Consider the following 13,894-nt stretch of genomic DNA (forward strand, 5'->3'; position numbering starts at 1 on the left):
TAGCTAACCGATTAATAAAAACTCCGAATATTGATAGGCATCAATATTATTTAAATTTTCAAAATAAAATAAGATTAAGCAAAAAGTATAATGCTGAATTTAGTCATTCCAGAAATCAAAAAATGAAATTGATTAACAGTGATTTTAAAACAATTATAATAAGGCAAAACAGAGAAACTCCTCCATTGACTCGTTAAGGAATTTTTTATGCCAAAACATGATCAAATTACGTTAACAGCCACCCCGAAATTCCATGAACATTGCGGTAAAGGGGATTATTCGTTGGTGACAGCTTATGTAACCGAATGCGGATGCGGCAGGCCAGTTCCCTGTGTGCCGGTTAAGTTCACCACTAATTCCAAAGAGGGTAAATACACCCACAGTACCGTCGAAACGGATGAAAACGGTGTTGCCACAGCTAAATTTAATTATCCCTATACCGATGACAAAAAAGATTGTGAAGAAGAACACCTTTCCTTTACAGCCTCAATCCCTGGCGACAGCGTAACAATTTTAGCGGCGGATCCAAACCCCGATTTTAGGCCGGTTCGTATTCTAAATGCTACTCCGGTACCAGGTACAAACAATTATACTATCAACGGTGGGCAGATAAGCAACGGGATCACCGCCATTATCTATCTGCCCGGTACGGAGGACCAGTTTATAGCTGAATTACATTGGGGCACTCAAGCAGCGGCTCTATTGATAAACCCGACAGACCTCACCAAGACATTCAACATTACCAATGCAGCAGCCTTTACGCAAGGAGTGGTCTTAAGCGATGGTCCGCATACAATTTATTATACAATCGAAGATCAATTAAATAACCCAACCCCATCTGTTTCACAAATCGTCACAGTATCAGGCAGCCCTCTGCAGGGGCCAACTTTATTGGCGCCGAGTTTGCTGCCACCCACGCTTTACAATTTGATTAACGTTGCAGCCCTTGACGAGGACATATCAGTATCCATACCTGCTGATCAAGTATTGGCCGGTGAAACTGCCACAATTTTCCTGCGTCTACTTACCTTATCGGGTATTCAAAAAGAAACAAAAAATTTAGGCACAGTCAATGGCGCTGCTGGGCCAGATCCTATTACTCTTGTTTTAGATAATGCGTCATTAACAGATATACAAGCCAGCCGCGGTGATATCTACTACCAGAAAACCGTTGGAAGCCAGACCTTCACATCAGTTAGCCGTAGAATCACTGTCGATACCGTTTCGCCCAGTACTTTTGCTAACGAATTTGACGACGACGGCTATTGTTGTCACAAGCCATCAAACCCCTGTGAACCGGATTGCGGCACGAAGCCGCCAAAACCTTACGGGTCTGGTCATGGTCACAAGTCAAGTAAAAGATATTAATAGGCGGGCACTATATAAGATAAACAACTAGATTTCTTGGCCAGCTGTTTATCGGCGCCTTCTAACCTAATTAGGGATGATTGAATTTTATCAATCATCCCTTTTTCTTGGCTGTCACATGTTTGATCTTACCCAGCAATAGTGAACACGGCACTAAGTGAGTAAACTCTCAAACAGAGGTGACTCACATGACAAAAGCCGTATCAACCAGCAAAAAACCACGTAAACAACATACGCCAAAATTCCGTGCGGAAGCCCTTAAGCTGGCAGAACGCATCGGCGTAGTAGCTGCTGCTCGCGAACTCAGCCTTTATGAATCCCAGCTTTATGCCTGGCGCAGCAAACAGCAAAATCAGCATTCCTCGTCTGAACGTGAGCAGGAAATGTCCACCGAAATTGCCCGCCTTAAACGCCAGCTGGCTGAGCGGGACGAGGAGCTGGCCATCCTCCAAAAGGCCGCGATATACTTCGCGAAGCGCCTGAAATGAAGTATGTCTTTATCAAAAAACACCAGGTAGAGTTCAGTATTAAAGCCATGTGCCGGGTGTTCTGCGTGGCCCGTAGCGGATGGTATGCCTGGCGTAACTGGCGTGATGTGATAAATGTACGGCAGCAGTTCCGGCAATGCTGCGACAGTGTGGTTCATGACGCCTTTGAGCAGGCAAAACAGCGTTATGGTGCACCGCGCCTGGCTCATGAATTACATGCTCAGGGAAGATGCTTCAATGTCAAAACTATTACAGCCAACCTCCGCCGTCAGGGCTTGCGGGCAAAGGCCTCGCGGAAGTTCAGCCCGGTGAGCTACCGTGAACACGGGCTTCCGGTATTAGATAACCTGCTGAAACAGGACTTTTACGCCAGCGGCCCGAATCAGAAATGGGCGGGTGACCTCACCTACTTACGTACAGATGAGGGCTGGCTCTACTTTGCCGTGATCAGCGACCTGTGGTCGCGGACAGTTATCGGCTGGTCAATGTCCTCACGCATGACAGCACAGTTGGCCTGCGATGCGTTGCATATGGCGCTCTGGCAGCGTAAGCGCCCAACAAATGTCATTGTTCACACCGATCGCGTAGGGCAGTACTGCTCAGCGGATTATCAGGCGCTGCTGAAACGGAATAATCTGTGCGGCAGCATGAGCGCCAGAGGGAACTGCTATGACAATGCCTGCGCAGAGAGCTTCTTCCACTCACTGAAGGTGGAATGTATCCATGGAGAGCGTTTTACCCGCCGGGAAATAATGCGAACTACAGTGTTTAATTATATTGAGTGCGACTACAATCGCTGGCGTCGCCACAGTGCATGTGGTGGCTTCAGCCCGGAACAGTTTGAAAACCAGACCCTTGCTTAGCGCTGTGTCCACATTAAGCGGGTAAGATCATATGCACTTAATAATGCATGATTATTCATATGACTTAGCTCCTTAAGATAAAATTGAATTTTCAGAGGAATCTATTAAAGGCAAAAGGTTTTTATTAATAAACTCTTGATTACTCTTCATAAAATATATATGTCTTTGTATATATAGCTCCTTTCCATTAAATAAGAAAGGTAATAATTTTATTTTATAGTTTCGTTCTGTGATTATGTTGTTAACAGAAGACGGGAAAAAACCAACTGAATCACCTTTTTCAACCATCGATAGTTGCATATAAAGCTCGGGAATTGACAGGCGCTTGATCTTGCTTTTATTTTTTTCGAAATGCGATTCAATTTCTTGGTTAACATTGTCATTTAGCTGCAGTTCATATTGGACAAGGGCTTTACCGGCAATGAGATCATTGACTGAGATATTGTTGTTATCAACCCCAGTTTGAACTGCGAGCATTATGGCATCTGCTGATAATTCTCGATGAACAATGTCTGGTGGGCAAGGTAATTTCTTATTTGTGAAAAAAATCTGGCATAAACCATTTTTTAAGACATCATCCATATTGACTGAATCAGGTGAAAAATACTCCAATGAAATATCTTTTTTGGTTTCCTTGAATAAAGGTGATGTAAATAAGTTTGTCAGATAAGAATAATCATGGTGGTCCATGCCTAATTTAAAATTAGAACTGCTGATGTTATTTTTTGTGTTTTTTTTAAGGATTTTATTTTCAAGTTCACATACTTCTTGATAAACTGGAAGCAATAGTTCATACAGTTCGCGGCCATAGCTGGTCAGTTTTAAACCATTGCTGGTACGAATAAATAATCTATGTCCCAAGCTAATTTCAAACATTTTAATCGTTCGGCAGAGCGGCGATGGCGTTATGCAAAGAATCATTGATGCTAATCTTATAGATTGTTCCTGTGCGGTAATAATAAAATATCTCAACGTTTTAGATAATAAAATCATGTTAAGCCCTCGACATTATCAATTAATATTGTATCAAACTTATTCAAGGTTTTAGATATTATGTGATTGATGAAACTCACTCGGCCTCATTTGCCAAATGGCTATCGCCGCTTCCACTACACCAGATACCCACATCGTATGCCCAAGTAAGGATCTAGGCGCATTGATAATCAGTTTTTCCGCATGCGCACCAAGCACTCTTTTATTTGATTTCAGTTCTATGATATCCCCTAATTTAGTATAATATGCTTTCTTGTTGCAATACACCTAGGTATATAGGGTTATTGGGAATAATGCCCACCAAATATTGGGGCTTTTTTTGTCAACTCTTCTTATTGCTTGTATTAACCTGAATTCAATATTGATCAGCTCTACGTTGTCGACCATTAAAAATGGTTCACGATGCGGTATCATTTTTTAATGATATCTTGCCAAAATGATGTGTTTAACTCATTAGTAACATTTTGATTAAATATCAATTTCTTTTTTAAATGATTTAACTCAGCATTTACTATATTTAAATATGGCCTATAAAAATCGTTTGGCATCTGCATTTATATCTCCCACGGAATTACTAGCCATGAATTTGAGAGGTGTTTTTTACACGTCATCCTTTACAAACCACAAACCACAAACCACAAACCACAAGCTTAAATTGAATTAATCTTTAATTGAAAATAGAAAATAGATTATCTGAAATACATGATCAAATATGGTTTTTATTCATACATCTGCTATTAATCTGATAGATTATTTTTAAGCCTCCACCTCGGGAGAACCATTTTCATTAAAGTCAGCTAAATATATCACCTACAGGCCTGCCATCAATGACCTTTCCGCCAAGTGAACTAAAATACTCTTCCCAAAATAAGACTGCTTCTTCAGCATATTCTCCGGAGGAAACATTTTCTATTTCAAATACTTCAGAAATCTGATGGTTCTGGTTAATCTGCCAAGCATGTAATATCTGGTCTGGACAAATTTCTATCTGCTGCAATAAATACATTTCATGCGCTGGGATAGACTCGGACACAGAATCAATGTACAGGCTATAATCGCGAGTCAAACAGACTCCATAGATGTTATAACAAGTAGCTCCTACCATTATAATATCGCCCCCTTTCTATCAGTCATCTGTAATCCAGACTTCAGTTAAGAGATATTGATAACTGGATTGATAGAGAGTATATATCGTGTATCCAATAATGCTAGTGCATCCATAGATACGCTAAAAAGAGGACTTTCTATTTTAATAAAATACAATCAATTGAAATAATTAGGTATTTTAGTATTTTATTTGTTTGCTCACATAAGATCCATTTATGTTTTTTTGAAAAAAAATCAATTTACCACCAATTACAATTGATTATGTCGATTAATGTTGACATTAAGAAATTTAACACTGCAATATGTTGTTTTTTCCAATAAATATATATCATGACGCTGTAACAAACTGTAATAATGAACAGCAGCCCACCTGCGGATGGAGCTAAACCACTGTTAAATAGTAACTTTATTCAACTGTCGTAGCTCGCTATACTCCCGCGTATGCACATACTTCGCCCTGCAAAACTCCTCTTCCAAATTGATGATGTCTGGGGCCAGTTACTCACTAAATACGGCAACGCCACCCCGAATGGATCAAACGGGTCATCGAGCGGATACTCGCCTGCGGCACTGGCACCATGGGCGTTCGCCGATATTGCTGTACTTCCGCCCACTCTTCTCACACCAAATACTTCTGCCAACGTTGTAAAAGCAAAGGCTGCAGCGCCTACGGCATGAAGGCCACCGAGCAACGACACTTTTTCCCCGATTGCGAATGGCAGCACATTACCTTCACTATGCACGATAAAGTCTGGCCCGCTTTTGCTAATAACTGACTCTTGCTCAATAAACTCTTCGCCTATGACACCAATATCCTGCTCAAATGAGCCAAAAACTCGGTATCGAAATAGGTCTGTTTGTGGCCCTGCATGCCTACGGTCGCCAACTCAATCAGTATCCCCATATTCATCTGTCCTTCACCTGAGGAGGACTATGCTTCAAACACGGTGTCTGACGGTCAGCTTACTTCAAAAAGAAAATCGTTGAGTGTTACTGGCGTCAGGCTGTCATTGTCCTGCTGTGGGAAAGTGACGCCCCGCTCGATTTACCTGCTGTCGGCTATCAATCAATATATAAGGTACGACTGGGAGTGGTGACAGTTTCTTGAAGTGCAGTTCCAGTGCCGCTGGAAGATCCACTTTGCCAAAAAGACCAAACACGCCCGGAAAAATGTCAATTATCTCGGCCGTTATCTTAAACGGCCGCCTATTGCTGCCTCAAAGCTACGCCATTTTAAGGTGGTCAGGTATTACGGTTTTCTGGCCAACCGTTAATGGGGTGAGTTATTGCCTAAAGCTGGGGTTGAAATGAAAGAAAAACTCCAAAAGCCAGCCTTTGCGTCGCTGATGGAGATATTTACAAATGTGGATCCGTCCCAGTGTGTGTTATGTGGTAACCGGATGGTATTTCACAGCGCAGAAGCCGGCATTCGGGCAGAAGAGTTGCTGGCCCAATATCGGCAGGCGTTTAAAACAGAGCGATGGTTACGACAGGCGGCATAGGGTAGATCTGTCTAAAACTCAGATAATTGCGTACAAAACAGACTAAGTGATGAAAATACAGGCACCGAACTATCGGAGGAACGGATTATCAGTCATCAATATGGCTCAGTAGGAGCGAAGCTGTAAAAAGCGACATTCAGAGGGGGCTGAGTAGCCCCCTCTGGTACTAAATAACTTTGCCAAATAGTAGATCACTTGAAAGGAACTCAGCCCGGTTTGTGCGATCTGATCAATCGCCAAATATCCCAAATCACCCACCGGACTGAGCGATGCCGATCATAGCAGCAATTCCTGATGAAGAACGACAACTGATGCGTAAAGAAGCCCAACAGACCCGTGATAAAAACCATGCCAGGCGGCTCATCGCCATACTGATGTTACATCAGGGAATGACCGTTTCCGAGGTGGCCAGATTGCTCTGCGCTGCGCGTTCATCCCTCGGAAGATGAATAAATTGGTTTACTTTACAGGGTATTGAAGGACTAAAAAGCCTCAAGTCCGGATGTGCTCCTCGGTGGCCGGTCGCAGATATCCTGCGCGTCCTACCGTTGTTGGTACAACGTTCTCCACAAGATTTTGGTTGGCTGCGTTCCCGTTGGAGTACCGAGTTGTTGGCGCTCATCGTCAACCAGTTTTTTAGTGTAAAACTCCATCCTGCCACCTTATACCGATGCCTGAGCCGGGCAGGTATTGTCTGGCGCAGAGCCGCGCCAACGTTGAAAATTAAAGATCCACATTATGAGGAAAAGCGACACGCTATTGAGCGGGCGCTAGCTCAGGAGCAGACAGTGCATCCCGTGTTTTATCAAGATGAAGTCGATATCGACCTGAACCCTAAAATAGGCGCAGACTGGATGCCCAAAGGGCAGCAGAAGCGCATCGCTACACCGGGACAGAACCAAAAGCATTACCTGGCTGGTGCGTTACACTCGGGTACGGGACGAGTCCACTAAGTTAGCGTCATCAGTAAGAATTCTGATATATTTATCAATCTATTAGAGACGTTACGTTGTACATATCGGCGAGCGAAAACTATCACCCTGATCGCTGATAACTACATTATCCACAAAAGCCGTAAAGTAGAACGCTGGCTGGAAAAAAACAAGAAGTTCCGGCTGTTATTCTTGCCAGCCTATTCGCCTTGGCTGAACCCAATAGAACGGCTGTGGTTATCGTTACACGAAACGATAACGCGAAACCATCAGTGTCGATACATGTGGCAGTTACTGGACCAGGTAAAACAGTTTATGAATGCAGCCTCGCCGTTCCCCGGTAACCAACACGGGTTGGCTAAAGTGGAGCGGTAATATGCAAAGTTATTTAGTACATTGAGCAATGTTTCCCATCATGATGGATTACTCATGTGTTATCACAATACAAAAATACTTAGATAGCAGTTAGTGATACTATATTGTGGCGTTATATCACCATACAAGAAATTCTGGATTAGAAATTATAAGTTAGTTTATTTATCCTGCATGCTACACTGTGAATAATATCATACCGTTTATTTTTCAATTGCATCATCTTAAAAATGTCACTCATGTGAGCCTTCCCTCTTGGAGATATGCTAATAAGATCATATTCAATCGTTGGCTTCAACCTTTCAAATATTTCGTTATATTCCAAAGAATAATTATTAATTATGCTACCAGATTGCTTAATTTCCACAGGGGCCAAAGGATAGCCTTGAAGAACATGAAATGCTTTTGTGCCTATTGAGGGCCGGTTTTCATCACTATTAAAAAACAAAGTCGCACCCGCGGGTACACAAACCATTCCAGATCCATTCCTTATAAAATCACGTTGTGGAGTATATCCCCCATGTGATAATAGTAGCGCTTTACGAGCATTGAAATTCAGCGATTTGATAACTACATTTTTAATTGACAATTCAGAATTTCTCCAATATTTATATTCTAAATAACGAGGGTAGCAGAAGCTTTACTCTCAGAATAGTCTGGCGTGTTGTGCCTCCAATTAGTTGAATCTGATGTATAATGCGGATTTTTGAGTTTTCCTTATGGCCAGTGTTAATGTTCATTGCCCCCGTTGTCAGTCTGCTCTGGTTTATCGGTATGGCCAGAACCTGAAAGGTTCTGGCAGGTTTCGCTGTCGTGATGGCCCTGTCGCATTAGCGTAGGCCAGTCAGCAAATGTTGGGCTGCCGTTTTTTTAGGCAGCCAACAGATAAAATTGTTCTGCTGATGACAATCCCTCATTTTTCGGAGGTTGATATTGTCCTTTGCGTATCATATGTATCAGTTCGATGCCAGCCAAGATCGTCTGTGCCCGTCGAAACGATTTGAATCCCAGCATCGGGCGTATGCGGCGTTTAATATTCCGGTGATCTTGTTCAACCAGATTATTCAGATACTTGTTCTGCCTGACAGTAATGGTTTCTTCTTCTGGTTTGTCGGCGTTGAATGTTGAATGTAGTCAGCGCTGCCGTGTTGGCACCACTTTTATCAATGGTCACTGTCTCAGGTTCGCCCTGATGTCTAATCGCCTTGCGAAAGAAGCGGTAATGCCGCTGCAGCATCTCCTTTGGCGGTCAGCAGGAAGTCGATGGTCTGGCCTGAAGTATCCACCGCGCGGTAGAGATATTTCCACTGGCCTCTGATTTTGATGTAGATTTCATCCATTCGCCACCGCCGACCTACTGTGCGCTTGTGTCGACCAAAAACCTTATCCAGCAGCGACACCAGGCGGATAACCCAACGATGCAGCGTTGAATGGTCAACGACAATACCGCGCTCCGCCATTATCTCTTCCAAGTTGCGTAAACTCAGTGAGTAAGCCAAATACCAGCGGACACACTGAGCAATAATATCGACGGGATAATACAGGCAGCTGAAGGCGTTTCGGATCAGAGACATAAGCAGGTAACATCTCAAAAAAACAGCATGTTACCGAACGGCGCCTTAATGCAACATAACCCTGTGAACCACCTCTGTTTGAGAGTTTATTCACTTAGGTAAGATCAACCTAATCATGAATAGTAGCAACCCACACCCTATGATGGTGCGGTTCTTCAATAAATCCCTACAACTGCGTAGTCACTTATTACCTTGTTTTAATCATTTCCTTACTTTAATTTTCAATAGTTAAGAGGTTTAATATAAAAATATTCTGGAAATTATAATATAGGGTTTGTTTGGAATGAGAGGACTTAATGAATATAATAAATGTGTCGATACGTCAGATTACTACCGTGAATACATAGATAACGGAAATCATAGAGGAAAGTGTTTTGGGGCATCATTATATTGGGCTACTGAAGTACTTAGGGAGATAGCAAATGATAAGAAAACTATCAAATTTGCCATCGAAAACACTCTTCGTTTCTTTGATTTTAGTTCGCATTTGCAAGCGGTTTTTGAATCTATATTTGATAAGCATAAGAACGATTCCTATCAACTAATAGTAAATACACTAAACCACCAAGAGGATTTTTTATCAAAAACAAAGAAGACAAACTATAAATTACAGTATAAATACATCTCTAAAGAAAATACAAAGCGTTACATAGATTTAATCCTTAAAGGAAGCCCAGTTTATAAGAATAAAGTGATACTGTTGGTAACAGCTTTAGATGAACCAGTCATCATAAAAAATGGATACAAACATGAAAATAATTACTTTTCTCATGCTACAGCAGTTTTAAACTATGAAGGCAATATTTTTTTCTTTAATATTAATAGTGGTATCTATAGAGTAGACCTCTCTCATTCACTAACATGTGAAAAATTAATTAAATCCATATATGAATCTTTCAATTTGTATGGCCAGAAGAATGGAAAATATAATATTCGATGCCATGGAAATATGCTTATTGATTTTAAAACAACGGGCCTTATTAATAAAAGCATAAAGACATCAAATTATCAAGAGTATATTGGCTAAGAAATTACGGTTCATGGTTGGGGTTCCGTGCACATAACCCAGAAAAGTGCCACATGATGTCTAAAAACCATTAATTTTCATATTGTTAATCTATAAAGTCAGGATATGTTACGAGATCTTTTCGTCTTCCAGAATTTTATAGCCCGTTAGGGTCAACGTTCCCTTAGGCTAAAAAACATTAGAGGCTGAAAACATAGTTCACCAGACGCACTTGGCCCTGAGGATGAGCATAATACCAAGGTTCAGCCTGACCTTTACGCAACGTGCGCATCACCTCTATACCCTTGATCGCGGCATAAGCCGTTTTCATGGATTTGAAGCCTAACATCGGATTGATTATCCGCTTCAGCTTACCGTGATCACATTCAATCACGTTGTTGCGGTATTTCACCTGACGGTGCACAAGGGTTTGGAATACGACCATGCGGTGATCCTGGACAGGTTACTTCACCACTCAACGACGCTGAACATAAAAGGAGAAAGTTACCGGCTGAAAGAAAAATGCAGGGCCGGGGTACTGGCAAAAAGTATCCCGCCAGAAAGTGATGATGAACTGGCGGAAAGCGGCTATGATCATTGATCAAAAGCGGACATCAAAATGGCGAAAAAAGGTCATAAACCTTAGCGTTGACAAGGTGGAATGTATTCATGGAGCGTTTTACCCGCCGGGAAATAATGCGAACTACAGTGTTTTATTATATTGAGTGTGACTACAATCGCTGGCGTCGCCACAGTGCATGTGGTGGCTTCAGCCCGGAACAGTTTGAAAACCAGACCCTCACTTAGCGCTGTGTCCACATTAAGCAGGTAAGCTCAGTGACCGGGTAGCTGCGATAACTGCCAACTTTCAGGCAAAAAAAATTAATAATGTTAAATTTTACTCCATTTTTTACTTAGCGGGAAAATCATGATTCGTACACATTTACTCACTTACGTAACATCCGCGAACATAAGAGAATCAGAATGTAGGCTAGCAACGCGAGAAATATGTTACCCGTGCCTAAGTAGTTGTATTACAATAACATTATTCAATAGCGATATTATGGTCGGAATTCATTGTACTATTGCAAATACTGCTCATGAGATCAGGGATGCAATTAATGAAATAAAGGAAAAGATAGCGATTGAGTTCAGTGACTGTTATGTCATAGGGGCACTATCAGTATTTAAATATAATGTTTTTGACCGTTCCATTAGTACTAGAAAGAAAATTTCAAATGAAATTAATTCGCATGCAATAATACACAGCAGTATAAAATTTCATGACACGACAATGCATTTAAATACTCGTAAAAATGTGCATGTATTCATAAATAACTCCCCAATCCGAGTGTCTTACTGTGCGGCTGAAAAGTGTCTAGTAGCAAGCCAAACACCACCGTTATCAGTTAGTAGAAAATATATCCCTCTATATCAATTCACTAAAATTAATAATATTGGCAATATGATTATATGTCGGTGATAGGCTCTGTCGCATTAGCGTAGGCAAGTCAGCAACAGTTGTGTTGCCGTTTTTTTAGGCAGCCAACCAATAAAATTGTTCTGTTGATGATAAATGTTCTTCGGCGGGATGCTGAAGTTGCCCTTTACATATCATCTGTAACAACTCGATGCCTGCTAGCAGTATCTGCGCACGCCGAAATGATTTAAATCCCAGCATCAGCCGTATTCGTCGTTTTATATTCCGATGGTCCGGGTCTATCAGGTTATTCAGGTTATTCAGGTTATTCAGGTATTTATTCTGCCTGATGGTCATCCTTTCTTCTTCTGGTTTATTGGCATTGAGTGTGGTCAGGGCCGCCCTGTTGGCGCCACTTTTATCAATAGTCACTATCTCGGGTTCATCGTGCTGTCGAATGGCCTTGCGAAAGAAGCGTAGTGCAGCTGCAGCATCCCGTTTGGCCGTCAGCAGGAAGTCGATGGTCAGCCCTGCAGTATCGACCGCGCGGTACAGATATTTTCACTGACCTTTGATTTTGATGTAGGTTTCATCCATGTGCCACCGACGACCCACTGAGCGTTTATGTCGGCGAAACGCCTTATCCAGCAATGGCACAAGGCGGATAACCCAGCGGTGGAATGGTCAACGGCAATACTGCGCTCTGCCATTATCTCTTCCAGGTTGCGTAAACTCAGTGAGTAAGCCAAATACCAGCGGACACACTGAGCAATAATATCGACGGGATAATGCAGGCGGCTGAAGGCATTTCGGATCAGAGACATGGGTAGGCAACATCGTTAAAAAAAACAGCATGTTGCCTGACGACGCCTTAATGCGACAGAACCATTTATTGACCGTTCATGGCTTTTTTGCCCTGACATGTGGTCAGGATGGGTATAGTTAATTTGGCTATCGTAAAAAGGATGGCTAAAAATGGCAATCTGCAATGTAAATTGGCCGGTTAATTTTTGGCTATTTAAAATAATCAATTAAATGACCAAAAGCTTGGCTGGATGTCTGAGCTGACACTGTTATCACGAAAATCTCATCAGGTTCTGTGCTGGTCCCTACATACGGTACTGAGTTTACTTTTACGAAAACGCGATGATTCCTAATGCCGATACCGAAATAACATGCCTGAAAAATTAATTTCAGGTTATGTTATATGGTGTTGGTTTATTAGCATAGACTTATGAGAATTCACAAAAAGCCAAGGGATTTATTGAAATCATTGTGGTTGAAACGATTTAATACCCCCCATTAAGACAGAACAATTAGAATTCTAAAATCCAAATACAGGACTATATTCTGGATCGTAACCTTCCCATCTTACTTTCTCATAAAAATCAAATAATTGGCCCACTGAAAAAATCTGAATAATATCTCCAGTCGGATGTACAAATATTGGTTTATCCGCAATATCGAATCCGGGACTAAAAGGATTCCCAGTTTCGTCGTTATGCCAGACTAGTTTTCCACCTCTATACCCCTCAATAACGATTTCTTTATTTAGAGCGTTGATAATTGTTTGACCAAAAAAATGCAAGTTCCCCATATTGACATCTTCGCCTTGGCCAGGCAATGCTTTAGGCTTAAGGAAGTCAAGGTTGAAATTTCCCCTTAGGAGTTTTGGTCGTAATGTTAGCGGTCTTATGTTAACCGATTGATTTACTTTAGGGATTATTGAAAATAAATCATAATCTGCAGTGATCGCCCGAGAGGAAGCATAATCACTTCCTGATTCCTTTGGGTTTGTCATAACCCTCACAGGGTTAAGCTTATCATCAAGCACCTGTCCATCATCTTTGATAATAAAACATTGTCGACCACTGGGGTAGTTAGCGGAGTAATACCCACCGCCATGACTAGTTAGATGTCCAGTCTGAATTAATTCATTTATACGGGATTTACTGATTATTAAATCAATTGCTTTTGCTCCCTTTTGGACTGCGGATGTTAAGTAGTTATTCTGTTTGCTGTAAGAGGATGTCGGGACTTTAGAATAAATTGATTTTTCTGCGATAAAACCTGCAGTAGGGCCTGTAGGGCTGGATTTTGCTTTCATATGGAAATTTTTCGATGGGTAACCTTCACGTAACAAGGTCTTACCCAACGGGTTAGGAGCCCGGATTCCGATTACTACATTATATCTCATCGACACCCGTTTAAATGCATTAACATATAATAAGTTTATATTCATCTTTCATATCTCTCACGGACAGAATAT

12 protein-coding genes and 8 pseudogenes are annotated in these 13,894 nt (G+C 41.6%); 11 read left to right on the plus strand and 9 right to left on the minus strand.

Features of this window, described 5'->3' with window-relative positions; translation table 11 throughout:
* The first annotated feature begins 207 nt into the window (after positions 1-207).
* Together Q2T72_RS22140 and Q2T72_RS22145 are read left to right on the plus strand one after the other, a co-directional pair.
* Positions 208-1,368, plus strand: a complete 1,161-nt coding sequence (locus Q2T72_RS22140; RefSeq protein ID WP_372569943.1) for an Ig-like domain-containing protein — start codon at positions 208-210, stop codon at positions 1,366-1,368.
* A 188-nt stretch (positions 1,369-1,556) separates the two neighbouring features.
* A protein-coding gene (locus Q2T72_RS22145; protein WP_372569944.1) for an IS3 family transposase occupies positions 1,557-2,719 on the plus strand; the annotation gives its coding sequence in 2 pieces (ribosomal slippage) (positions 1,557-1,818 and positions 1,818-2,719; 1,164 coding nt in all).
* 72 nt (positions 2,720-2,791) lie between these two features.
* Here Q2T72_RS22145 and Q2T72_RS22150 read toward each other — a convergent pair.
* The 4 genes and pseudogenes from Q2T72_RS22150 to Q2T72_RS22165 all read right to left on the minus strand — a co-directional run bounded on the left by Q2T72_RS22150 (position 2,792) and on the right by Q2T72_RS22165 (position 4,718).
* Positions 2,792-3,712 (minus strand): LysR family transcriptional regulator, encoded by a 921-nt coding sequence (locus tag Q2T72_RS22150; RefSeq protein ID WP_372569945.1) that lies wholly within the window; start codon positions 3,710-3,712, stop codon positions 2,792-2,794.
* Positions 3,713-3,766: 54 nt separating this feature from the next.
* Positions 3,767-3,961 (minus strand): annotated as a pseudogene (locus Q2T72_RS22155) (beta-ketoacyl-[acyl-carrier-protein] synthase family protein); the annotation flags it as partial.
* Positions 3,957-4,227: pseudogene (locus Q2T72_RS22160) on the minus strand (3-hydroxyacyl-ACP dehydratase FabZ family protein); the annotation flags it as partial. The pseudogenes Q2T72_RS22155 and Q2T72_RS22160, both read right to left, overlap by 5 nt.
* Before the next feature lie 278 nt (positions 4,228-4,505).
* Positions 4,506-4,718, minus strand: coding sequence for a hypothetical protein (locus tag Q2T72_RS22165; protein ID WP_372570005.1), 213 nt, complete (start codon positions 4,716-4,718; stop codon positions 4,506-4,508).
* 679 nt (positions 4,719-5,397) lie between these two features.
* On the opposite strand from Q2T72_RS22165, the gene Q2T72_RS22170 reads away from it, so the two are divergent.
* The 5 genes and pseudogenes from Q2T72_RS22170 (at position 5,398) to Q2T72_RS22190 (ending at position 7,628) form a co-directional block, all read left to right on the plus strand.
* Positions 5,398-5,595, plus strand: coding sequence for a hypothetical protein (locus Q2T72_RS22170; RefSeq protein ID WP_372569946.1), 198 nt, complete (start codon positions 5,398-5,400; stop codon positions 5,593-5,595).
* 47 nt (positions 5,596-5,642) lie between these two features.
* The gene (locus Q2T72_RS22175) at positions 5,643-5,744 is read left to right on the plus strand and encodes a transposase (protein WP_372569947.1); all 102 of its coding nucleotides are present in this window, start codon (positions 5,643-5,645) and stop codon (positions 5,742-5,744) included.
* Positions 5,745-5,928: 184 nt separating this feature from the next.
* Positions 5,929-6,093: a transposase gene (locus tag Q2T72_RS22180; RefSeq protein ID WP_372569948.1), complete on the plus strand. Its 165-nt coding sequence runs from the start codon at positions 5,929-5,931 to the stop codon at positions 6,091-6,093.
* Positions 6,094-6,126: 33 nt separating this feature from the next.
* Positions 6,127-6,321 (plus strand): hypothetical protein, encoded by a 195-nt coding sequence (locus tag Q2T72_RS22185; RefSeq protein ID WP_372569949.1) that lies wholly within the window; start codon positions 6,127-6,129, stop codon positions 6,319-6,321.
* A 269-nt stretch (positions 6,322-6,590) separates the two neighbouring features.
* Positions 6,591-7,628: pseudogene (locus Q2T72_RS22190) on the plus strand (IS630 family transposase).
* 139 nt (positions 7,629-7,767) lie between these two features.
* On the opposite strand, the gene Q2T72_RS22195 reads toward Q2T72_RS22190, so the two are convergent.
* Entirely contained in the window at positions 7,768-8,214 is a 447-nt protein-coding gene (locus tag Q2T72_RS22195; protein ID WP_372569950.1) for a putative adhesin, read from the minus strand.
* A 130-nt stretch (positions 8,215-8,344) separates the two neighbouring features.
* Between Q2T72_RS22195 and Q2T72_RS22200 the strand changes: the two are divergent.
* Positions 8,345-8,443, plus strand: a pseudogene (locus Q2T72_RS22200) (IS1 family transposase); the annotation flags it as partial.
* Between the two features lie 52 nt (positions 8,444-8,495).
* Here the strand turns inward: Q2T72_RS22200 and Q2T72_RS22205 are convergent.
* A pseudogene (locus tag Q2T72_RS22205) lies at positions 8,496-9,199 on the minus strand (IS6 family transposase).
* A 283-nt stretch (positions 9,200-9,482) separates the two neighbouring features.
* On the opposite strand from Q2T72_RS22205, the gene Q2T72_RS22210 reads away from it, so the two are divergent.
* Positions 9,483-10,226 carry a hypothetical protein gene (locus Q2T72_RS22210; RefSeq protein WP_372569951.1) on the plus strand — a complete coding sequence of 248 codons (744 nt, stop codon included), beginning with the start codon at positions 9,483-9,485 and terminating at the stop codon, positions 10,224-10,226.
* A gap of 178 nt (positions 10,227-10,404) precedes the next feature.
* Here Q2T72_RS22210 and Q2T72_RS22215 read toward each other — a convergent pair.
* Positions 10,405-10,632, minus strand: a pseudogene (locus Q2T72_RS22215) (DDE-type integrase/transposase/recombinase); the annotation flags it as partial.
* On the opposite strand from Q2T72_RS22215, the gene Q2T72_RS22220 reads away from it, so the two are divergent.
* Entirely contained in the window at positions 10,585-10,806 is a 222-nt protein-coding gene (locus tag Q2T72_RS22220; protein WP_372570006.1) for an ATP-binding protein, read from the plus strand. The pseudogene Q2T72_RS22215 and the gene Q2T72_RS22220 overlap by 48 nt on opposite strands.
* Before the next feature lie 52 nt (positions 10,807-10,858).
* Positions 10,859-11,012, plus strand: a pseudogene (locus tag Q2T72_RS22225) (IS3 family transposase); the annotation flags it as partial.
* A gap of 730 nt (positions 11,013-11,742) precedes the next feature.
* Here the strand turns inward: Q2T72_RS22225 and Q2T72_RS22230 are convergent.
* Both Q2T72_RS22230 and Q2T72_RS22235 read right to left on the minus strand, forming a co-directional pair.
* A pseudogene (locus tag Q2T72_RS22230) lies at positions 11,743-12,449 on the minus strand (IS6 family transposase).
* Positions 12,450-12,949: 500 nt separating this feature from the next.
* Positions 12,950-13,867 (minus strand): anthrax toxin-like adenylyl cyclase domain-containing protein, encoded by a 918-nt coding sequence (locus Q2T72_RS22235; protein ID WP_372569952.1) that lies wholly within the window; start codon positions 13,865-13,867, stop codon positions 12,950-12,952.
* Between the last annotated feature and the right edge of the window lie 27 nt (positions 13,868-13,894).

It is taken from the genome of Yersinia sp. 2466 StPb PI, from assembly GCF_041538325.1.
GTDB classification, from domain to species: domain Bacteria; phylum Pseudomonadota; class Gammaproteobacteria; order Enterobacterales; family Enterobacteriaceae; genus Yersinia; species Yersinia enterocolitica_E.